The following is a 20,883-nucleotide window of genomic DNA, read 5'->3' on the forward strand; positions in this document are numbered from 1 at the left end:
GGGCGCTCGCGCGGGTGCGGGCCCGCGCTATATGTATTTATTTTGAGAGACGGCTAGCTTACGGCTTTATTCGTACCGTGTCGAACGCGTGCGCCGATGGCCATGTCGCGGGCAGGGGGAACCCCGGCGGGCGCTACGCCTCGCGTACCGCGATGCGCGTGTCGCCGAGCAGCACGACCTGGCCCGCGCGGATCTTGCAGGTCTTGCGCAGCTCGACCGCGCCGTCCACTTTCACGGCGCCGGACGCGACGATCAGCTTCGCGGTGCCGCCGCTGTCCGCGAGGCCGGTGATCTTGAGAAGGTTGTGCAGCTCGACGTATTCGCCGGTCAGCGTGAAATCCAGATTGGGCATGACGAGGAAGGTGCGCGATGCGCGGGAGGAAACGCTCCGCATCATACGGCACCAGGGGCCGGCACGCGAGCGTGGGCGGCTGGCGCACGTTGTAAAGGACTGTGAGCGATTCGTCAGCAAATGAAACGGTGGGTAACAGTCTGAGAGATTCGCGAACCGGCCGCGCGGGCCGCGGGTCTTCTGTCGTACCTGCTGCGTGTTGCGGCGGGGAACGCGACGGACCGCATCGCTGCGGACCGGACGCACAACTTCTTGAGGAGAATTGCCATGTCCAAGATTCGTACGATGCTGATCGGTGCCGCGCTGACGGCCTTCGCTACTTCGGCCGCATTCGCCCAGACGGGCACGACGGCGCAAGGCGCGGCCGGTGCCGGCGTGCAGGCGCAGACGCCGGCCGCTGGTGCCGGTGCAGGCGTGCAGGGTGGTGCCGGCGCGAACGCGTCGGGCAATGCGGCGGGCGGTGCGACCGATGCGGTCGGCGCGGCAGCCGATGGCGCGAAGGATACGACGTCGTCGGCCGTCCATTCGACCAAGAAGCATACGAAGCATGCGGCGAAGTCGGCCAAGAGCCATGCGGGTTCGGCCAAGGCGAAGGCCGACGACGCGACCGAAGGCGGCGCATCGGTCGGCGCGCAGGGCGGTGCATCGGCCCAGGGCGCCACGCAGTAAGCGGTGCCCGGCGCTTGTCGCGACGCCTGTTTTCGGACGGCGCGTCGCGACGGGCGATCATCCGGCGGCCCGGTTCGCTTCGCGCGAACCGGGCCATTTTCATCAGGTGATGCGTTCAGCGGGACGCGTGCTTACGGCCGGCGTTGTCCTTGCCCTTGTCCCTGCCCCTGCGGCGGCCGCACGGCAGCAGGGGTGAACACGCTGCGCAGCCATGCGGCGAGCCGCGCGAAGACGTCGTACGGTTCCTCGACGAAGATCTCCGGCTTCAGCAGCCGCAGGTATTCCATGATCTGCTGCGCTTCCTGCTTCTGGAACGAGCCGTGCGCGAGCCCGAGCCTCAGCAGTCCGCGCAGTTCGCCGAGCTTGTCGCGGGCAATGCTGCCGACGCTCATCTCGCACGCGAGCTTGGCCTCGTAGATCCGCTGTCGCAGCGATTCCGCGAGCCGCCACGCAGGCGTCTGCATCAGTTCCTCGAGCGTCTGGATGTCCTGCGCGGCGCCCTTGATCTGCGACGCGAGCGGGTCGATCAGCGACGCATCGCCCTGCGCTTCGGCGACGATCGCCTTCGCCCAGTCGCGGCACGCCTTCGCGAGTTCGTCGGGCGTCCATTCGGAGCGCGACGCGAAGCCGAAGCCGAATTCGCCGGCCTGCCGCATCAGGATCGCGACGACGTCCGGAAATTCCTTGTCGAGCGTGCGCTTGGCCCACGCGTACTGGCCGCCCTGCAGCATCCGCTGCACGGCGTGCTCGGTGAGCGGCACCATGTTGTCGAGCAGCTTGGCGCGCAGGAAATCCTCGAACGACGGCGTCGCGAATTGCGGGTCGAGTTTCAGCGACACGCGGACGAACGCGTCGTAGTCCTTGCGCAGGGACTCGAGCGTGTCGTCCTTGAGGGAAAGGGTGATCTGGCCCATGAATCGTCTCGAGGGGGGCCCGCGCAAGCCGGCGTCGGCACGGCGCACCGGGGCGGGCGCAGCGTCGACTGACCGGTGCGCGCCGGGGCCGGTGGCGGGTCTTCCTCTCCTATATCGGCGCACCGGGCGGAAACTTGAGCGCGCGCGATGGAGCGTGCGCTCAGGTAGCCGGCCAGTGCGGGAGGACGACCCCTTGCCACAGGAAGAACACCACGAGCCCGGCCGCGATCGTCACGAGCGGGCGGCGGGTCGCGGCTGACACGAGCACGGCCGCGAGTGCGCCGACGAGCTGCGGATTGCGCCAGGTCAGCTCGGCCGTGCCGCCGTGCGGCGAGACGGTCATCGGCACGATGATCGCGGTCAGCACGGTGACCGGCACGAAGGCGAGCGCGGTTCGCACGAGCGGCGGGAACGTCAGCCGCTCGCCGAACAGGAACAGTGTCGAGCGGATCGCATACGTGATGACGGCCATCCCGAGGATCAACAGCGCGTAGCTCACGATGCGGCCTCCGAACGAGCGTTGGCGCGCGTGCGATCGTGCCGCAGCGTGAGCACGACGCCGATCGCGACGCCGGCGGCGACCGCGCCGAGCAGCCCGAGCTTGTACGGCCAGCTCTGCCAGAAGTACGCGAGCGTGCCGGCCGTGGCGGCCGCCGCGAAATAGCGCAGCGTGCCGAGCTGCGGGACGACGATCGCGATGAAGGTCGCCGCCATCGCGAAATCGAGGCCGAGCGACTGCAGGCCCGGGAACGCCGCGCCGAAGCCGATGCCCGCGAGCGTCCAGACCTGCCAGTTCAGGTACATCGCGAGCCCGGAGCCGAAAAAGTAGTGGGGGCCGATCGTACCGGGCGGGTAGTGCCGGTAGTGGCCGTAGGCGACCGCGAACACCTCGTCGGTCATCAACGCGCCGAGCGTCGCGCGCCAGCGCAGCGGCAGGTGGGCGACATAGGGCGCGAGCGTCGCGCTGTACAGCAGGTGACGCAGGTTCACGATCAGCGTCGTGGCGAGCACGACGACGAAACTGGCGCTGCCGGCGATCAGGCCGAGCGCGATGAATTGCGCGGAGCCCGCGAACACGGCGAGCGACATCAGTGCGCCGTGCCACGCGGCGAGCGGACCGCCGCCGACGAGCGTGCCGAATATCACGCCGAACGGCGCGGCGCCGATCATCATCGGGATCGTGTCGCGCGCGCCGTCGAGCCATTCGTTGAGCGGGCGGCGCGGGGGTGATGCGGGTGTCTTGTTCAAGAAGCGCTCCTCCATGAGCGGGAGGATAGCGGGCCGGCGGCGAGCCGGCTTGTATGTTCTTGCGCCCGCCGGAGCGGGGCCGGTGCTCACGTGCCGGCCGGCACGGGGCGCGGCGCGGCCGGCGATGGCGGGATGCCGCGCGTCAGCTTGCCTGCCAGCGCCCGGGCGGCACGCCGAACATCCGTTTGAAATGCCGCGTGAAGTGGCTCTGGTCGACGAAGCCGCTGGCCGCGGCGACATCGGCGACGGGCACGCCCGCACGCAGCGGCGCCAGCGCACGCTGCAGCCGCAGCTGGTTGCGCCACGCATGCGGCGGCATGCCGGTCGTGCGTGTGAACAGGCGCGCCGCGTGAAATGGCGACAGGCCGACCGTCTGCGCGACGTCGTCGAGCGTCACCGTGGACGTCAGGTCGGCGGCGAGCCGCTCGCGCATCACGTCGACGCGAGGCTCGTCGGCCGCGAGCGGCTCCGGTTGCGGCCGCACGTCGGCGTGACGCACGATCAGCGTCGACAGCGCGTCGAGCATCGCGGTTTCGGCGGCGAGCGGATCGTAGATGCGCGGCGCACCGGTGGCCGAATCGCCGGCCGCCGGATTGCCGGCCGGCTGTCCGGGCGCATCGGCCTGCGACGACCGCGCGCGCTCGCTGCCGGCTTCCAGCATCCGGTGCGCGAGCGTGAGCCGGGCCGCGAGATCGGCGTCGCGGATCACGTCGGGGGCAAACCACGGCGCCTCCTGCGGGCGGCCCGCGATCGACCTCGCGAGTTCGTGGATGAATTCGACCGGCATGTAGCTGACGCGATAGCACCAGCCTTCGTCGGCGGCACGCGAGCCCGTATGCACTTCACCGGGATTGATCACGGGCACGGTGCCCGTTTCGGCGACGTAGCCGGTGCCGCGATAGGTGAAGCGTTCCGCGCCTTCGAGAATCACGGGGATCGTGTACGCGTCGTGCCAGTGGGGCGCGAACGCGTGATCGCGATAGGTGGCCGTGAGCAGATCCGCGTCCGGCACGAGCGGCGTACGCCAGTAGCGTGCGGAATCGGGGAGGCGGGTGGAGGACATGATCGGGCGCGAGCGGTCGAACCAACAGTGTATCGCTCGCGCGCCCGGCGGGTGCGGCCTTACTTGACCGGAATCGTCGTGCCGGCCGGCATCGGCACCGCGGTGACGGCGTTCTTCGGGCTGCCGCTGACGATACGGTCGCTGTAGGTCAGATAGACGATCGTGTTGCGTTTCTTGTCGACCACGCGCACGACGTGCAGCGTCTTGAAGATGAACGACATGCGTTCGCTGAATACGTCGGCCTGCTGCTTGACCGGTTCCTTGAAGCTGATCGGGCCGACCTGTCGGCACGCGATCGACGCTTCGCTGGGGTCCTCGGCCACGCCGAGCGTGCCCTTGATCCCGCCGGTGCGGGCGCGCGACACGTAGCAGGTCACGCCGGTCACGACCGGATCGTCATAGGCCTCGACGACCACGCGGTCGGAGCCCGTGACGCGGAAATGGGTGTTGACGCTGCCGACTTCCTCCGCATGCGCGAACGGTGCCGCGGCGAAGGCGGAGAGCAGGAGGGCGAGGGGCGCGGAGCGCAGGAGACGATGCTTCATCGACGGAACCGGATGCGAATGCGGGACAGAGACTCTAGCATGCGCATGACCGGGCCACGAAAAGCAGAAAGACGGAACGGTGGCCGGAAAAACAAAAGGCCCGTCGCATGACGGGCCTTTCGCTATTTGGCTCCCCGACCTGGGCTCGAACCAGGGACCTACGGATTAACAGTCCGGCGCTCTACCGACTGAGCTATCGGGGAATAAATCGGTACATCTGCGTGCTGTGTTTTCCAACAAAAAACCCGTCCACTTTCAACGGGCTTTTGCGTTTTTGGCTCCCCGACCTGGGCTCGAACCAGGGACCTACGGATTAACAGTCCGGCGCTCTACCGACTGAGCTATCGGGGAACAAACAAGCAACAGCAGAGAAACGAGATTGTATGGAGTGTTCGCTAACCTGTCAACACTTTGGGGCCACGGCGCATAAAAATTTTTGCGGCCGCCGCGCGATCAGCGCTCGAGCAGGTGCAGCTTGTCCTGCACGTCCTTCCACTCGTCCGCGTCGGCCGGCGCCGGCTTGGTCTTCGTGATCGACGGCCAATTCTTCGCCAGCTCGGCATTCAGCTCGGTGAACTGCTGCTGGTCGCCCGGAACGTCTTCTTCGGCATAGATCGCATTGGTCGGGCATTCGGCGACGCACACGGCGCAGTCGATGCACTCGTCCGGATCGATGGCGAGAAAGTTGGGACCTTCACGGAAGCAATCCACCGGGCACACATCCACGCAATCCGTGTATTTGCACTTGATGCAGCCTTCGGTCACAACGTGAGTCATTAAAACGCTCCTGCTTGGCGGTATATATGGGGTGGCGTTTGCGCCAAAAGCGGCATTGTAACTGAAGCGCAAAACCCGCATGACGAGGTCGGCTATCCGGCTTATATCGTTTCGTGATTAGTTTATGGGGTGCGCAAGACGGACCCGCATACCGGCACCGGCACGATACGGCAGGGCGGGCGGCGGGGCGGTTTCACGATGGTCCGGCCCGCATTCGGGTAACATGACCGACAGACCGGGCGGCGCGCGGTGCGCCGGGGCCCGGTCACGATATTGGCGCTGCCGTCATCATGATCATCACTTCGCTGCTCGACACGGATCTCTACAAGTTCACGATGATGCAGGTCGTCCTGCATCACTTCCCGGCTGCAAACGTCGAATACCGCTTCCGGTGCCGCACGCCCGGCGTCGATCTCGTGCCGTACATCGACGAGATTCGCGACGAGGTGCGCGGCCTGTGCTCGCTGCGCTTTGCCGACGTCGAACTCGACTACCTGCGGCGGATGCGCTTCATCAAGAGCGACTTCGTCGACTTCCTCGCGCTGTTCCACCTGAACGAGAAGTACATCTCGATCACGCCGTCGCCGAAGGGCAACGGCGAAATCGACATCGTGATCGAGGGGCCGTGGCTGCATACGATCCTGTTCGAGATCCCGGTGCTCGCGATCGTCAACGAAGTCTATTTCCGCAACACGCAGCGCGAGCCCGACTATCGCGAAGGGCGCGAGCGGCTGCGCGAGAAGATCAAGCTGCTCGGCGCGAAGCCCGAATTCGCCGACTGCAAGATCGCCGACTACGGCACGCGCCGGCGCTTCTCGAAGGTCTGGCACGAGGAAGTCGCGCTCACGCTGCGTGACGGGCTCGGCCCGCAGTTCGCGGGCACGAGCAACGTGCTGTACGCGATGAAGCACGACATCACGCCGCTCGGCACGATGGCGCACGAATACCTGCAGGCGTGCCAGGCGCTCGGCCCGCGGCTGCGCGACTCGCAGATCTACGGCTTCGAGATGTGGGCGAAGGAATATCGCGGCGACCTCGGGATCGCGCTGTCGGACGTCTACGGGATGGACGCGTTCCTGAACGACTTCGACATGTACTTCTGCAAACTGTTCGACGGTGCGCGCCACGATTCGGGCGATCCGTTCGAGTGGGGCGAGCGGATGCTGCGCCATTACGAGGCGAACCGGTGCGACCCGCGCACCAAGGTGCTCGTGTTCTCGGACGCGCTCGACATCCCGAAGGTCATGCAGCTGTACGAACGGTTCCGCGGCCGCTGCAAGCTCGCGTTCGGCGTCGGCACCAACCTCACCAACGATCTCGGCTACGTGCCGCTGCAGATCGTGATCAAGATGGTTCGCTGCAACGGCCAGCCGGTCGCGAAGCTGTCCGATTCGCCGGGCAAGAGCATGTGCGACGACAAGGCGTATCTCGCGTACCTGCGGCAGGTGTTCGGCATCGCGCAGCCGGTCGACGAAGACGCGTCGAAGTAGGCGTCGGCCGTTCGGCCGAAGGTGTGTCGCGGCAGGGGTGGCCGGTATAATCCGACGTATTGCACGCCAACGTCACGAGGACCGTTCATGGACACTTCCGCTGCCCGTCGCCAGATCCTCGCGCGCATCCGCGCGGCGCAGGGGCGCGCGGCCGAACCCGATGCAGCGGAGCGCGACGGCGTCGCCGACTATCTCGCCCGTCATCCGGAGGGCCCGCGCCCGCCGGCGCCGGCCGACCTCGTCGCGGCTTTCGTCGACGAAGCGGGGCGCCTGTCGACCACGGTCGACGAAGTCGCGACGCTGGCCGATGTGCCCGCCGCCGCCGCCCGCTATCTTGCCGCTCATGGTCTGCCGACGCAGGCCGTCGCATGGCGCACGCTGGCCGATCTCGACTGGGCCGGCGCAGGCCTGTCGGTCGAGTGCCGCAAGCCGCGCGACGGTGATCTCGTCGGCCTGACCGGCTGCTTCTGCGCGACCGCCGAAACGGGGTCGCTGGTGTTGCTGTCCGGCCCCGACACTTACGCATCGGCCGGCCTGCTGCCGGAAACCCACATCGCGATCGTGCCGGCGTCACGCATCGTCGCCGGTCATGAAGACGCGTTCGCACTGATTCGCGCGGAGCGCGGCGAGTTGCCGCGCGCGGTCAATTTCGTGTCGGGCCCGTCGCGCACGGGCGACATCGAGCAAACGATCATTCTGGGCGCGCACGGCCCGTACCGCGTGCACGCGATCGTCGTACGGGGCGCCTGACGCGCCCGCTGCATTCACCCCTACTCGACAAGGAAGTTCCGCATGAAACGACATGCCGCCTGGGCGGGCATGGCGTCGGGAATCGCGCTTGGCGCCGCTCCCGCGCTCGCATCGGCCGCCACGCTCGACGGTGCCACGCTGTCCGCGCTCTGGGGCATCCCGTTCGCGGGAATCCTGCTGTCCATCGCGCTGTTCCCGCTCGTCGCCCCCGTGTTCTGGCATCACCACTTCGGCAAGATCGCGGCCGGCTGGGCGATCGTGTTCCTGGCGCCGTTCGCGGTCGCGTTCGGCGCCGGCACCGCATTCGGCACGCTCGTGCATGCGCTGCTCGAGGAATACATTCCGTTCATCGTGCTGCTCACCGCGCTCTACACGGTCGCGGGCGGCATCTGCGTGAACGGCAACCTGCATGGCTCGCCGAAGCTGAATACCGCGATCCTCGCGCTCGGCACGCTGCTCGCGAGCGTGATGGGTACGACGGGTGCCGCGATGCTGCTGATCCGGCCGCTGCTGCGCGCCAACGACAACCGCAAGCATGTCGTGCACGTCGTGATCTTCTTCATCTTCCTCGTCGCGAACGCGGGCGGCTCGCTGTCGCCGCTCGGTGATCCGCCGCTGTTCCTCGGCTTCCTGAACGGCGTGAGCTTCTTCTGGACGACCACCCATCTCGCGCTGCCGATGCTGTTCATCTGCGTGGTGCTGCTGACGCTGTTCTTCGTGCTCGATACGTACTTCTACCGGAAGGGCGGCGAGGAGCGGCCGGCCGCGCTCGATCCGACGCCCGACGGCGCGGCGCTGTCGATCGACGGCAAGATCAACTTCGTGCTGTTGGCGGCCGTGATCGCGCTCGTGCTGATGAGCGGCGTGTGGAAGCCGGGCATCTCGTTCGACGTGTGGGGGACGCACGTCGCGCTGCAGAATCTCGTGCGCGACGTCGCGCTCGTGGGGGTGACGCTCGCGTCGCTCGCGCTGACGCCGCGTTCCGCGCGCGAGGGCAACGCATTCAACTGGGCGCCGATCGAGGAAGTCGCGAAGCTGTTCGCGGGCATCTTCGTGACGATCGCACCGGTAATCGTGATCCTGCGTGCGGGCGCGGACGGCGCGTTCGCGCAGATCGTCCATCTCGTCACCGGGCCCGACGGCAAACCCATCGACGCGATGTATTTCTGGGCGACGGGCATCCTGTCGTCGTTCCTCGACAACGCGCCGACCTATCTCGTGTTCTTCAACCTCGCGGGCGGCGATGCGCAGACGCTGATGACGACCGGCGCATCGACGCTCGCCGCGATTTCCGCCGGCGCGGTGTTCATGGGCGCGAACAGCTATATCGGCAACGCGCCGAATTTCATGGTGAAGGCGATCGCCGAATCGCGCGGCGTGAAGATGCCGAGTTTCTTCGCGTACCTCGGCTGGGCGCTCGTCGTGCTGATACCGGTATTCCTGCTGACGTCGTGGCTTTTCTTCACGGCGTAAGCTGACGTTTTTCAACCCCGAGCGGGCGGCTCCGGCGGCGCATGGCGCGCCGCGATCCGTCCGCGGCATGCGGAGATGGCGATGCAGAAGATCCTGGTCGCGCGTCCGATCTTTCCGGACGTGATCGAACGGCTCAAGCAGTATTTCGACGTCGACTGGAACGACGGCGACGCGCTCGCGCCCGACGCGCTCGCCGCGCGTCTGGCCGACAAGGACGGCGCGCTGACGGCCGGCGACCCGGTCGGCGCGGCCACGCTCGCGGCGGCGCCGCGCCTGCGGGTCGTGGCGAACATGGCGGTCGGCTACAACAACTTCGACATGGCCGCGTTCAACGCGGCGAACGTGCTTGGCACCAACACGCCCGACGTGCTGAACGAGTCGACCGCCGATTTCGGCTGGGCGCTGATGCTGGCCGCCGCGCGCCGGATCGCCGAATCCGAACACTGGCTGCGCGCCGGTCACTGGCAGAAGTGGGCGTACGACGGCTTTCTCGGCACCGACATCCACGGCTCGACGCTCGGCGTGATCGGGATGGGCCGTATCGGCCAGGCGCTCGCGCGCCGCGCGCGCGGCTTCGGGATGCAGGTGATCTATCACAACCGGTCGCGGGTCGCGCCCGAGATCGAAGCCGAGCTGAATGCCGAATACGTGTCGAAGGATGCGCTGCTCGCGCGCGCCGATCATGTCGTGCTCGTGCTGCCGTACACGAAGGAGAACCATCACACGATCGGCGCGGCCGAGCTCGCGAAGATGAAACCCACGGCGACGCTGACCAATATCGCGCGTGGCGGGATCGTCGACGATGCGGCGCTGGCCGTCGCGCTGCGCGACGGGACGATCGCCGCGGCCGGCCTCGACGTGTACGAGGGTGAGCCGAGCGTGCATCCGGCGCTGCTCGAGGTGCCGAACGTCGTGCTGACGCCGCATATCGCGAGCGCGACCGAAAAGACCCGCCGCGCGATGGCGAATCTCGCTGCCGACAACCTGATCGCCGCGCTCGGCGAGGGGCCGCGTGCGGGGCAGCCGCCGAATCCGATCAACCCTGACGTGATCGGGAAGCCGCGCGCATGACGATGACGTTGTTGCTGGCGGCGGTCGTCGTGCTGGCCGTCGCGCTCGCGGTGGCGATCGTCGCGCTCGTGCGCGGCGGCCGCCACGACGATGCGGCCGTGCTCGGCGATCAGATCGAGGACGCCGCGCATGCGCAGGCGCGCGCGGTCGAGCGGCTCGAACGCGAATTGCGCGGCGAGATCGTCGAAAACGCACGCGGCTCGCGTACCGAGCTGGCCGGCAGCTTCGTCCAGTTGCAGCAGACGCTCGCCGCGCAACTGACGAGCGTGGCGACCGTGCAGAACAACCAGATCGAGGGGTTCGCGCAGCAGCTCGGCAAGCTCGTCGCCGGCAACGCGCAGCAGTTCGACGCGATGCGCGAGAGCCTGCAGCGCCAGGCCCAGCAGGCGCGCGAGGAACAGACTGGCGCGTTGCGGCTGTTCGGCGACACGTTGCACCGGCAGCTCACGCAACTGACCGAGGCGAACGATCGCCGGATCGGGGAAGTACGTGCGACGCTCGAACAGCGGTTGAAGGAAATCGAGACGAACAACGCAGCGAAGCTCGAGGAGATGCGTCGCACCGTCGACGAGAAGCTGCATGCGACGCTCGAGCAGCGGCTCGGCGAATCGTTCAAGCTCGTATCGGACCGGCTCGAGCAGGTGCATCGCGGGCTCGGCGAGATGCAGACGCTCGCGGCCGGTGTCGGCGACCTGAAGAAGGTGCTGACCAACGTGAAGACGCGCGGCACCTGGGGTGAAGTGCAACTCGAAGCGCTGCTCGAACAGATGCTGACGGCCGACCAGTACGCGAAGAACGTCGCGACGGTGCCGAAGAGCACCGAGCGCGTCGAATTCGCGATTCGGCTGCCGGGCCGCGATGCCGGCACGCGTGACACGCCGCCGGTGTGGCTGCCGATCGACGCGAAATTCCCGCGCGAAGACTACGAGCGGCTGATCGACGCGCAGGAGCGCGCCGACGCGGTGGCCGTCGAGGAGGCGGCGCGTGCGCTCGAGGCGCGGGTGCGGATGGAAGCGCGCACGATCGCCGAGAAGTACGTCGCGCCGCCGCACACGACCGATTTCGCGCTGCTGTTCCTGCCGACCGAGGGACTCTATGCGGAGATCCTGCGTCGTCCGGGGCTGACCGATCTGCTGCAGCGCGACTATCGCGTGACGGTCGCCGGGCCGACCACGCTCACCGCGCTGCTGAACAGCCTGCAGATGGGGTTCCGCACGCTCGCGATCGAGCAGCGCTCGAGCGAGGTGTGGCAGGTGCTCGGCGCGGTCAAGACGGAGTTCGGCAAGTTCGGCGACGTGCTCGCGCGCACGAAGGCGCAGCTCGAGACGGTCACGCGTTCGATCGAGTCCGCCGAGCAGCGCACGCGGGTGATGAGCCGTAAGCTCAAGCAGGTCGAGGCGCTGCCGGGCGACACGGCGGCCGGGCTGCTCGGCGCGGAAGGGGCCGAAGGCGCCGATGCGGATGACGCGTGATGCGCGTTGCCGGCCGCTGCCGGACAAAAAAAACGGGCGCCGCGGCGCCCGTTTTCTTGTGCGGCGATCGCCGGCGCGGCCGGCTCGCGCTCAATGCGCGGCGAGCGTGTCCAGCGCGTCGCCCGTCACGCGTACGATGCGCCACTCCGGCAGCACGGTCGCACCCATCTTCTCGTAGAAATCGATCGCCGGCTGGTTCCAGTCGAGGACCGACCATTCGAAGCGCGCGCAACGGCGCTCGACGGCGAGTGCCGCGAGATGACGCAGCATCGCGGTGCCGAGGCCCGTGCCGCGCTGCGACGGCTGCACGTACAGATCCTCGAGATAGAGCCCGCGGCGGCCGAGGAACGTCGAATAGTTGTGGAAGAACAGCGCATACGCGACGATCGCGCCGTCACGCTCGGCCACCAGCGCTTCGGCAGCGGGGTGCTCGCCGAACAGCGCGTCGGCGAGATCGGCTTCGGTTGCGACGAACAGATGCGTGAGCTTCTCGAACTCGGCCAGCTCGCGCATCAGCGCGAGGATCGCGCCGACGTCGCGCGGGTCGGCCGCGCGGATCAGCGGCGTGCCGCTCACGCTTCCTCCGGCGGATCGGACAGCACGATCTCGATGCCGCCGAAGCGCGATGCGACCCAGTTGTACGCATGGCACGCGATCCACAGCAGCACGAAACCGAGGATCGCGTTCAGCAGCAGTGCGCTCAGGATCGTGCTCAACTCGACCATCCCGTAGCGGATATACGCGACCAGAATGCCGAGCAGCACGATCGGCACGCTGAACGTCAGGTAGACGAGGATCAGCGCCTTTGCGGTCTGCCCCGCGGCGATCGACGAGATTTGTTTCTTCATGTGCGGATTGCCCCCGTAGAGATATACCGATTGGAATTCAGATCAGGCCGTCGAGCGGCAGGATGTCGACCGGGGCGCCCGCGTCGACTGCCGCGGTATCGTGGCCCAGGACGATGAAACAGTTGGCGGCGGCAAGGCCGCTCAACGACGCGGAGCTTTGCGATCCGGCCGGCGCGACGTGCCATTGGCCGTCGGCGGCGCGCGTCGCGATGCCGCGCAGGTAGTCGGTGCGGCCGGGACGCTTCTTCAACGGCTGCGTACTGAGCGCCGTATACATGGCGGGCGGCGGCGTTTGCGTGCCGGCCAGCTTGAGCAGCGCAGGACGCACGATCGCAACGAACGTCACGGCGGACGCGACAGGATTGCCGGGCAGCCCGAAGAACAGCGCGTGGCCGGCGCCGTCGGCCGCGCGGGCGAGCGTGCCGCACGCGAGCGGCCGGCCGGGCCGCAGCGCGAGACTCGCGAACGTCACGTCGCCGAGCCGCGCCATCACGTCGCGCGTGAAGTCGGCTTCGCCGACCGACACGCCGCCCGACGTGATGACCGCATCGGCTTGCGCGGCGATGGCGGCGCGCAATGCGGCTTCGAGCGCGGTCGGGTCGTCGCGGACGATGCCGAGGTCGAGCGTGTCGACGTGCAGCCGTTCGAGCATCGCGATCAGCATGCCGCGATTGCTGTCGTACAGCGCGCCGCTGCCGAGCGGTTCGCCGGGCTCGCGCAACTCGTCGCCGGTCGAGAACACGGCGACGCGCACGCGGCGGCGCACCGTGACGTCGGCGATGCCGAACGACGCGAGCAGGCCGAGATCGGACGGCCGCAGGATGCGGCCCGCGGCGAGCGCACAGGCGCCGCGCGCGAGATCCTCGCCGGCCCGGCGGCAGTTCGCGCCGTGCGCGACGTCGTGCGCGGCGAAGCGGATCGTGTCGCCGTCGACGCGCACGCGTTCCTGCGGAATCACCGTGTCGCATCCGGCCGGCATCGGCGCGCCCGTCATGATGCGCACGCATGCACCGGCCGCCACGGCGCCGTCGAACGGATGGCCGGCGAACGCGGTGCCGGCGACCGGCATCGCGACCTCGCCCTGCGCCGATGCGAATGCCGCGGCGGCGCCGTCGAACGCATAGCCGTCCATGGCCGAGTTGTCGTACGCGGGAATGTCGAACGGCGCGCTCACGTCGGCCGCGAGCACGCGGTCGAGCGCCTCGCGCAGCGTCACCGTGTCACACGCGTCGACGGGCACCGCGAAGCGGCACGCGAGCGCCTGCGCGTCGGCGAGCGACAGCGGGGCATCGGGGTCGGATGCGGTTCGGGAGGCGGGCGAGGAGTGCGTGATCATCAGTCGGACTGCGCCGCAAGGCGTATCGGGTTCGTGGCCGGTGGCGCGAGGAGGGTGCCGGGGCGCGGGTTTCGCGTGTGGCGGGCGCCGGGCGGGAACGGCACAGGGCCGTCAGCGACGGGCCAGCGCGGCGAGTTCCTGCCAGGAGTTGGCATTGTAAAACGCACGCTCGTCGCGAAACTCGACTTCGACCGTCTTGTGGCGTGCGTACCACGCACGCACCTTGCGGTCGCCGGCCGCGAGCCGGGCGGCCAGGTCGTCGGCCAGCGACGTGCGCAGCAGCGCGAACGTCGGCTGCGGCGAGCGCACCTGCTGCGCGTCGACGGTGACGGCCATCGCGATGTCCGCCTGCTGCGCGTCGAGCGCCGCCCGCAGCCGTGCGACGAGGTCGACGGGCAGATAGGGCGTATCGCACGGCGAGCACGCGACCAGCGGTGCGCGCGCCGCGCGCATGCCGGCGAGCAGGCCCGCGAGCGGGCCGGGGAAGTCGGGCGTTTCATCCGCGATGATGCGCGCGTCGAACGGGGCACTGAGCTCGGCATAGCGATCGGCATGGCGATTCGCGCTGATCAGCGTCTCGTCGACCTGCGGCGTCAGCCGGCGCAGCACGTGCAGCGCGAGCGGCGTACCGTCGAGCAGTTGCAGGCCCTTGTCGACACCATCCATGCGGGTGGCGCGCCCGCCTGCGAGCAGCAGGCCGGCAATTGACGGGAAGGCGGGGGCGGGCATCGTGCGCAGGGTGGACAGAGCGGCGTGCGTCAGCCGCCGATATACGACATTTCGACGCGCTTGCCGGCGCCGTCGGGCGCGGTATCGGCCGATGCGCTGCCGCGCAGCTGCGAATAGCGGTCGGTGCGCGCCTGCCAGATGCGGGCGATCGCGGTCGCGATCTCGGCATCGCTCGCGCCGCCGCGCACGAGTGCGCGCAGGTCGTGGCCGGTCGACGCGAACAGGCACAGGTACAGCTTGCCTTCGGTCGACAGCCGCGCGCGCGTGCAGTCGCCGCAGAAGGCCTGCGTGACGCTCGAGATCACGCCGATCTCGCCGCTGCCGTCCGCATAGGCCCAGCGCTGCGCGGTTTCGGCCGCCGTGTGCGGCTCGAGCGGCACGAGCGGGAAATGTTCGGCGATGCGCGCGACGACGTCCGCCGACGGCAGTACCTCGGTCATGTTCCAGCCGTTCGACGTGCCGACGTCCATGTATTCGATGAAACGCAGGATCACGCCGGTGCCGCGGAAGCGCTCGGCCATCGGCAGGATCTCGCTGTCGTTGGTGCCGCGCTTCACGACCATGTTGACCTTGACCGGCGCGAGGCCCGCGGCCTGCGCGGCGAAGATGCCGTCGAGCACGTCGGCGCTCGCGAACTCGGCATCGTTCATGCGCTTGAACAGCGCGTCGTCGAGCGCATCGAGACTGACCGTGACGCGCGTGAGCCCGGCGTCCTTCAGCGCTCGCGCCTTGCGTGCGAGCAGCGAGCCGTTGGTCGTCAGGGTCAGGTCGAGCGGGCGGCCGGCGTGCGTCGTCAGGCGCGCGAGGCGCTCGATCAGGAATTCGAGGTTCTTGCGCAGCAACGGCTCACCGCCTGTGATGCGGATCTTCTCGACGCCGTGCGCGACGAAGAGCCGCGCCACGCGTTCGATTTCTTCGTGCGTGAGCAGCGCGCTGTGCGGCAGGAACGGGTAGTCCTTGTCGAATACCGCGCGCGGCATGCAGTACACGCAACGGAAGTTGCAGCGGTCCGTCACCGAAATGCGCAGGTCGCGCAGCGGCCTGGCGAACGTGTCGGCCAGTGTGCCGTCGGGGGCATGCGCGACGCCGGAGACGTCCGGCATCCCGCTGACGTCGGCGAGAGGAATGATGCGTCGGGACATGTTGGAAGAAGTGCGAACCAGACCGCTATTTTAGCCGCAACCGGCCGGCGGGGCCGGGGGGCGGAAACCCGCAGCGCGGACGTGAAAAAGCCCGCCGGAGGCGGGCTTTTCCTGGTCGTGCGATGCGCCGTTCAGTGGTGCGTCGTTTCGACCTGCTGCATCGGGGCCGTATCGGCCGGCGGCAGCACCTTGCGTTCGCGCGGCACGCGGGCCGGGCGCGGGAGCCGCGACGCGGCTTCCTGCGCGGCCGCGAACTTGTCGGCGTCCGTGTTCACCCAGACGAGACCGGCCTGCTCCAGCACGACATCCAGGCTCGCCGAAGCGGGCGCGGCTGCCGGTTGGGCGGGAGCCGGTGCCGGCGCCGGTGCGGCGACGACTTCGACCGGGGCGGGCTCGACCGGTGCCGGTTCGACTGCCACCGGCTCGACCACCACCGGAGCGGTTTCGATCGCCACGGCGGCCGGAGCAGCTTGCTCGGCCGGCGCGGCTTGCGGCGCCTCGACAGCGGCCGGCGCGGTTGCCGGCACTTCGAACGCGTCGGTCGGCGACACCGCGACCGGAGCCGGGCCCGCTTCCGCGATCACCGGTGCGACCGGTGCCAGTTCTGCTGCCTGGACGGCGACGGCGGGCTCGACCGGGGCGGCCGGAGCCGTCTCGACGCGTGCCGGTGCCGGCTGCGCTTCGACAGCGGCCGGTGCGGCATGCTGCTCGACGACGGCTTCGACGGCGACCGCGCTGGCCACGGCCGCGACGACTGCCGGTGCGGCCGTATGGGCCGGTTCGGCTGCGACCGGTGCGGCCGGCGTCACGGCTTGCGCCGCGACTTCACCTTCGACTTCGATGCCTTGCTCGGCCTGGTCGACTGCGCCGTCTTCCTCGCGCTCGCGACGACCGCCGCGGCGGCCGCGACGGCGACGGCGACGTTCTTCGCCGTCACGTGCGCCGGCTTCCGCATCGGCAGCCAGTTCCGCGCCGGGCAGGGCTTCTGCAGCAGCCTTGTCGGTTTCCGGTTCCGGATGGTTTTCACCGCGGGTGACGGTCTCGAGCGTGGCTGCATGCTGGGTCGGCTTGCGGCGTTCGCCGCGCTCGCGACGCTCGCCGCGTTCCTGGCGCTCGCCACGGCCGGCTGCGTCGCCGCCTTCCGGCTGTTCGGCACGCTCGCGCGGCTCACGGCCTTCACGCGGCTCGCGACCTTCGCGCGGACCACGGCCCTCGCGACCTTCGCGACCCTCACGGTTCTCGCGACCTTCGCGGCCCTCGCGGCCCTCGCGACCTTCACGCAGCTCACGGCCCTCGCGCGGCTCACGGCCTTCACGCGGTTCGCGCACTTCCTTGCCTTCGCGTTCCTGGCGTTGCGGCTGACCACGGCCTGCTGCTGCCTGGTCGCGGCCGCCTTGCGCCTGCTGGGCGCCGCCGCGACGGTTGCGGTTGCGATCGCCGCCGCGTTGCTCGGTCTTTTCGGTGCGTTCGCGAGCCGGACGGGCTGCCTGCTCCTTCGCCGGTGCCGGAGCAACCGGTGCGGGCGCCGGTGCCGGCGACACGCCGAACAGGCCCTTCAGCCAGCCGATGAAACCGCCGCTTGCCGCTGCGACGGGCGCAGGGGCGGGGGCGGCAACGGGCTCGACCGGACGCTGCGGCGCCGCGCTCGGTGCCGGACGCTCGGGCGTGATGCCCTTGACCGCGGCTTCCTGCTTCGGCTTCACTTCGGCGGCACGCTTGCTGTAGCCGGTTTCCGACTCGAGTTCGCGGGCTGCTTCCTCGGCCATCTTCCAGGACGCGCGCGGATCGTCGAGGCGCGCGTCGTCGTGACGCAGGCGCTCGAGCTTGTAGTGCGGCGTGTCGAGGTGCTTGTTCGGGATCAGCACGATGCCGACCTTGAAGCGCGACTCGATCTTGTTGATTTCCTGACGCTTTTCGTTCAGCAGGAAGGCGGTCACCTCGACCGGCACCTGGCAGTGGATCGCCGCGGTGTTTTCCTTCATCGCTTCTTCCTGAATGATCCGCAGGACCTGCAGCGCGGACGATTCGGTATCGCGGATGTGGCCGGTGCCGTTGCAGCGCGGGCACGTCACGTGGCTGCCTTCCGACAGCGCCGGACGCAGGCGCTGGCGCGACAGCTCCATCAGGCCGAAGCGGGAGATCTTGCCCATCTGCACGCGCGCACGGTCGTGCTTGAGCGCGTCCTTCAGGCGTTGCTCGACTTCACGCTGGCTCTTCGCCGATTCCATGTCGATGAAATCGATCACGATCAGGCCGCCGAGGTCGCGCAGGCGCAACTGGCGGGCGACTTCGTCCGCCGCTTCGAGGTTCGTGCGGGTGGCCGTTTCCTCGATGTCCGCGCCCTTGGTCGCGCGTGCCGAGTTCACGTCGATCGCGACGAGCGCTTCGGTGTGGTCGATCACGATCGCGCCGCCGGACGGCAGCGGGACCGTACGCGAGTACGCGGTTTCGATCTGGTGCTCGATCTGGAAGCGGGAGAACAGCGGCACGTCGTCGTGGTAGCGCTTCACCTTCGCGACGTTGTCCGGCATCACGATGTCCATGAACGCGCGGGCCTGATCGTGGATTTCGTTCGTGTCGATCAGGATTTCGCCGATATCCGGCTGGAAATAGTCCCGGATCGCGCGGATCACGAGGCTCGATTCCAGATAGATCAGCATCGGCTGGCCGGAATTGCCGCTTTGCGAGGCGGCCTCGATTGCGCGCCACAGTTGCAGCAGGTAGTTCAGGTCCCACTGCAGTTCCTCGGCGCTGCGGCCGATGCCCGCGGTACGGGCGATCATGCTCATGCCGTCCGGAATCTGCAGCTGCGCCATCGTTTCGCGCAGTTCCTGGCGCTCGTCGCCTTCGATCCGGCGCGACACGCCGCCGCCGCGCGGATTGTTCGGCATCAGCACGAGGTAGCGGCCGGCGAGCGAGATGAAGGTGGTGAGGGCGGCGCCCTTGTTGCCACGCTCTTCCTTCTCGACCTGGACGATCAGCTCCTGGCCTTCGCGCAGGGCATCCTGGATGCGCGCGGAGCGCATGTCGATGCCTTCCTTGAAGTACTGGCGGGCGACTTCCTTGAACGGCAGGAAGCCGTGGCGGTCTTCGCCGTAGTTGACGAAGCACGCTTCGAGCGACGGCTCGATACGGGTGATGACCCCTTTGTAGATATTGCCTTTGCGCTGTTCGCGCCCGGCGGTTTCGATGTCGATGTCGATGAGCTTTTGCCCATCGACGATGGCGACGCGCAGCTCCTCCTGCTGCGTCGCATTGAACAGCATGCGTTTCATGAACGACTCCAGGCGGCTCCGCTGCCGGCGCCTCGCGGTTGTCAGGCGCGAGGGCGGGAACGACGGCAGGCCGCACCTTGTTGTGTTGTCACGAGCACGCTGGAGCGGGAAAGCTGGCGGGGAGAATTGCCTGAAGAGGCGCTTGGGCCCGAAAGACGGGGCCGGCGGCCATAGGGCACCTGCGAATACGGCTTCAAAGCACGGCGTTCACACACCGCACGCTGCAAAAGCGCGCTAAGCCTGTCCGGGCATTGCCACGGGCGCGCGCAATGCGTCGCGCGCGCCGACGGGCGGCAGATGCTGCGGCTTGGGCCGCAGCGGGGAGTATCGAATCCAGCCCGACTTTCCCGCTTGGGGTGTACTTCCCTGGTTTGACGTCGCCAAGCCCCGCACGCTTCGCGGGGCCAAATCGGGCGCAACGCCGTAATTTTCGCAACCGGCAGCCTGCGGACGCACTTCGCGCCGTCGGGCTGCCGATCAAATTCTTTTCAACCAACTTTCCGTTACCGCGGCGCCTTGCCGACCGAATCCGCCTGTGGGCGCGATCCTTGCCGACGGGCGGCGCCGTGCGTGCAACTTGCTGCTTCTCTTTGATTAGGGGTGAGCAGCGGACCCCCGGCGCAAGTAAAATAGCAGTTTGCGCTTGCGCCTTGCCCGATTCAGCCGGGGCCGGCCGAACAGGCCACCCACAACGTCAGGCTGGGCAAAATTATATTCAGTATGAATGAGTTAGGCAAAATATCCCAGAATTCGGTCGCAAGCGGCCAGGTATCGATGATCGAGATCGACGAAAACTCGGCCGGTCAGCGCATCGACAATTTTCTGTTGCGCGTCTGTAAAGGCGTGCCGAAAAGCCATATTTACCGGATCCTGCGCAGCGGCGAAGTGCGGGTCAACAAGGGCCGGATCGACGCGCAGTACCGGCTCGAACTGGGCGACCTCGTTCGCGTGCCGCCGGTGCGCGTGGCGGCGGCCGACCTCGCGCGCGCCGACACGCCGGTCGTGCCGCCCGCGAATTTCGACGTGCTGTACGAGGACGATGCGATGCTCGTCATCGACAAGCCGGCCGGGGTCGCGGTCCATGGCGGCAGCGGCGTCGCGTTCGGCGTGATCGAGCAGATGCGGCAGGCGCGCCCGCGCGCGAAATTCCTCGAACTGGTGCACCGGCTCGACCGCGAGACGTCCGGGATCCTGATGCTCGCGAAGAAGCGCACGGCGCTCGTGGGCCTGCACGAGCAGATCCGCGAGAACCGGATGGACAAGCGCTACTTCGCGTGCGCGCACGGCGAATGGCAGCCCGACTGGGGCCGGCGCCGCGCGGTGAAGGCGCCGCTGTTCAAGTATTCGACCCCGGAAGGGGAGCGCCGCGTGCGCGTGCAGGACGACGGGCTGGCGTCGCATACGGTGTTCAATCTCGTCGACCGCTGGCCGGACTACGTGCTCGTCGAAGCGGAACTCAAAACGGGTCGGACCCATCAGATCCGGGTGCACCTCGCGCATCTCGGCCTGCCGATCGCCGGCGACGCCAAGTACGGCGATTTCGCATTGAACAAGGCGCTGGCGCGCGCGAATGCGCAGCCGTCGCTCAAACGGATGTTCCTGCATGCGCACCGCCTCAAGCTCGCGCACCCGCTGACCGGCGAGGCGCTGCAGTTCGATGCGCCGCTGCCGGCCGAATGCCGGCGCTTTCTCGATCAACTCAGCGCATTGCGCGATACCGCCTGAACCG

At 68.3% G+C, this 20,883-nt stretch carries 20 protein-coding genes and 2 tRNA genes; 7 read left to right on the top strand and 15 right to left on the bottom strand.

The genetic code is table 11. The annotated features are described in order from the left end of the window. Nucleotides 1-133: 133 nt before the first annotated feature. Nucleotides 134-352, bottom strand: coding sequence for an RNA-binding S4 domain-containing protein (locus JMF86_RS05075; RefSeq protein WP_006486208.1), 219 nt, complete (start codon nucleotides 350-352; stop codon nucleotides 134-136). A 267-nt stretch (nucleotides 353-619) separates the two neighbouring features. On the opposite strand from JMF86_RS05075, the gene JMF86_RS05080 reads away from it, so the two are divergent. After that, nucleotides 620-1,021, top strand: a complete 402-nt coding sequence (locus tag JMF86_RS05080) for a hypothetical protein (RefSeq protein WP_011544915.1) — start codon at nucleotides 620-622, stop codon at nucleotides 1,019-1,021. A gap of 131 nt (nucleotides 1,022-1,152) precedes the next feature. Here the strand turns inward: JMF86_RS05080 and JMF86_RS05085 are convergent, their stop codons facing one another. The 8 genes from JMF86_RS05085 to fdxA all read right to left on the bottom strand — a co-directional run bounded on the left by JMF86_RS05085 (nucleotide 1,153) and on the right by fdxA (nucleotide 5,568). After that, entirely contained in the window at nucleotides 1,153-1,935 is a 783-nt protein-coding gene (locus JMF86_RS05085; RefSeq protein WP_006476530.1) for a DUF4088 family protein, read from the bottom strand. Nucleotides 1,936-2,095: 160 nt separating this feature from the next. After that, nucleotides 2,096-2,434 carry an AzlD domain-containing protein gene (locus tag JMF86_RS05090; protein WP_006476529.1) on the bottom strand — a complete coding sequence of 113 codons (339 nt, stop codon included), beginning with the start codon at nucleotides 2,432-2,434 and terminating at the stop codon, nucleotides 2,096-2,098. After that, nucleotides 2,431-3,198, bottom strand: coding sequence for an AzlC family ABC transporter permease (locus tag JMF86_RS05095; RefSeq protein WP_011694222.1), 768 nt, complete (start codon nucleotides 3,196-3,198; stop codon nucleotides 2,431-2,433). Before JMF86_RS05095 ends, JMF86_RS05090 begins: the two co-directional genes overlap by 4 nt. Nucleotides 3,199-3,325: 127 nt before the next feature. Continuing rightward, nucleotides 3,326-4,246, bottom strand: a complete 921-nt coding sequence (locus tag JMF86_RS05100) for an AraC family transcriptional regulator (protein ID WP_011544917.1) — start codon at nucleotides 4,244-4,246, stop codon at nucleotides 3,326-3,328. Between the two features lie 59 nt (nucleotides 4,247-4,305). Beyond that, nucleotides 4,306-4,791, bottom strand: a complete 486-nt coding sequence (locus JMF86_RS05105; RefSeq protein ID WP_011544918.1) for a CreA family protein — start codon at nucleotides 4,789-4,791, stop codon at nucleotides 4,306-4,308. Nucleotides 4,792-4,918: 127 nt separating this feature from the next. Then, nucleotides 4,919-4,994, bottom strand: a tRNA-Asn gene (locus JMF86_RS05110). Between the two features lie 72 nt (nucleotides 4,995-5,066). Further along, nucleotides 5,067-5,142: transfer RNA gene (locus tag JMF86_RS05115), tRNA-Asn, on the bottom strand. 102 nt (nucleotides 5,143-5,244) lie between these two features. Beyond that, nucleotides 5,245-5,568, bottom strand: a complete 324-nt coding sequence (fdxA, locus tag JMF86_RS05120) for a ferredoxin FdxA (protein ID WP_011544919.1) — start codon at nucleotides 5,566-5,568, stop codon at nucleotides 5,245-5,247. Between the two features lie 290 nt (nucleotides 5,569-5,858). Here fdxA and pncB point away from each other — a divergent pair, with 290 nt between their 5' ends. From pncB to rmuC, 5 genes are all read left to right on the top strand, one after another. Continuing rightward, nucleotides 5,859-7,058 carry a nicotinate phosphoribosyltransferase gene (pncB, locus tag JMF86_RS05125; RefSeq protein WP_011544920.1) on the top strand — a complete coding sequence of 400 codons (1,200 nt, stop codon included), beginning with the start codon at nucleotides 5,859-5,861 and terminating at the stop codon, nucleotides 7,056-7,058. An 87-nt stretch (nucleotides 7,059-7,145) separates the two neighbouring features. Then, a complete protein-coding gene (locus JMF86_RS05130; protein WP_011544921.1) occupies nucleotides 7,146-7,808 on the top strand; it encodes a lactate utilization protein C in 663 nt (220 codons plus the stop codon). 42 nt (nucleotides 7,809-7,850) lie between these two features. Next, the gene (locus tag JMF86_RS05135) at nucleotides 7,851-9,281 is read left to right on the top strand and encodes a sodium:proton antiporter (protein WP_077177992.1); all 1,431 of its coding nucleotides are present in this window, start codon (nucleotides 7,851-7,853) and stop codon (nucleotides 9,279-9,281) included. An 81-nt stretch (nucleotides 9,282-9,362) separates the two neighbouring features. Next, nucleotides 9,363-10,352, top strand: a complete 990-nt coding sequence (locus tag JMF86_RS05140) for a D-glycerate dehydrogenase (protein WP_201316778.1) — start codon at nucleotides 9,363-9,365, stop codon at nucleotides 10,350-10,352. After that, the gene (gene rmuC, locus JMF86_RS05145) at nucleotides 10,349-11,824 is read left to right on the top strand and encodes a DNA recombination protein RmuC (RefSeq protein WP_069232353.1); all 1,476 of its coding nucleotides are present in this window, start codon (nucleotides 10,349-10,351) and stop codon (nucleotides 11,822-11,824) included. Before JMF86_RS05140 ends, rmuC begins: the two co-directional genes overlap by 4 nt. A 90-nt stretch (nucleotides 11,825-11,914) precedes the next feature. Here rmuC and JMF86_RS05150 read toward each other — a convergent pair whose 3' ends face one another. The 6 genes from JMF86_RS05150 to JMF86_RS05175 all read right to left on the bottom strand — a co-directional run bounded on the left by JMF86_RS05150 (nucleotide 11,915) and on the right by JMF86_RS05175 (nucleotide 19,154). Further along, complete coding sequence (locus JMF86_RS05150) at nucleotides 11,915-12,400, bottom strand: GNAT family N-acetyltransferase (protein WP_011544925.1); 486 nt, start codon at nucleotides 12,398-12,400, stop codon at nucleotides 11,915-11,917. After that, nucleotides 12,397-12,672: a hypothetical protein gene (locus JMF86_RS05155; RefSeq protein ID WP_006476519.1), complete on the bottom strand. Its 276-nt coding sequence runs from the start codon at nucleotides 12,670-12,672 to the stop codon at nucleotides 12,397-12,399. Before JMF86_RS05155 ends, JMF86_RS05150 begins: the two co-directional genes overlap by 4 nt. Before the next feature lie 37 nt (nucleotides 12,673-12,709). Further along, nucleotides 12,710-14,008 carry a gephyrin-like molybdotransferase Glp gene (gene glp / locus JMF86_RS05160; RefSeq protein WP_201316779.1) on the bottom strand — a complete coding sequence of 433 codons (1,299 nt, stop codon included), beginning with the start codon at nucleotides 14,006-14,008 and terminating at the stop codon, nucleotides 12,710-12,712. Nucleotides 14,009-14,119: 111 nt separating this feature from the next. Continuing rightward, a complete protein-coding gene (gene mobA, locus JMF86_RS05165) occupies nucleotides 14,120-14,737 on the bottom strand; it encodes a molybdenum cofactor guanylyltransferase MobA (protein WP_011544927.1) in 618 nt (205 codons plus the stop codon). A gap of 29 nt (nucleotides 14,738-14,766) precedes the next feature. Further along, a complete protein-coding gene (gene moaA, locus JMF86_RS05170) occupies nucleotides 14,767-15,879 on the bottom strand; it encodes a GTP 3',8-cyclase MoaA (protein ID WP_011544928.1) in 1,113 nt (370 codons plus the stop codon). 131 nt (nucleotides 15,880-16,010) lie between these two features. Next, entirely contained in the window at nucleotides 16,011-19,154 is a 3,144-nt protein-coding gene (locus JMF86_RS05175; RefSeq protein WP_201316780.1) for an Rne/Rng family ribonuclease, read from the bottom strand. Nucleotides 19,155-19,874: 720 nt separating this feature from the next. On the opposite strand from JMF86_RS05175, the gene JMF86_RS05180 reads away from it, so the two are divergent. Further along, entirely contained in the window at nucleotides 19,875-20,879 is a 1,005-nt protein-coding gene (locus JMF86_RS05180) for an RluA family pseudouridine synthase (RefSeq protein ID WP_011544930.1), read from the top strand. Nucleotides 20,880-20,883: the final 4 nt, after the last annotated feature.

The organism is Burkholderia sp. E168m15 (assembly GCF_016586105.1).
Classification (GTDB): Bacteria; Pseudomonadota; Gammaproteobacteria; order Burkholderiales; family Burkholderiaceae; genus Burkholderia; species Burkholderia orbicola.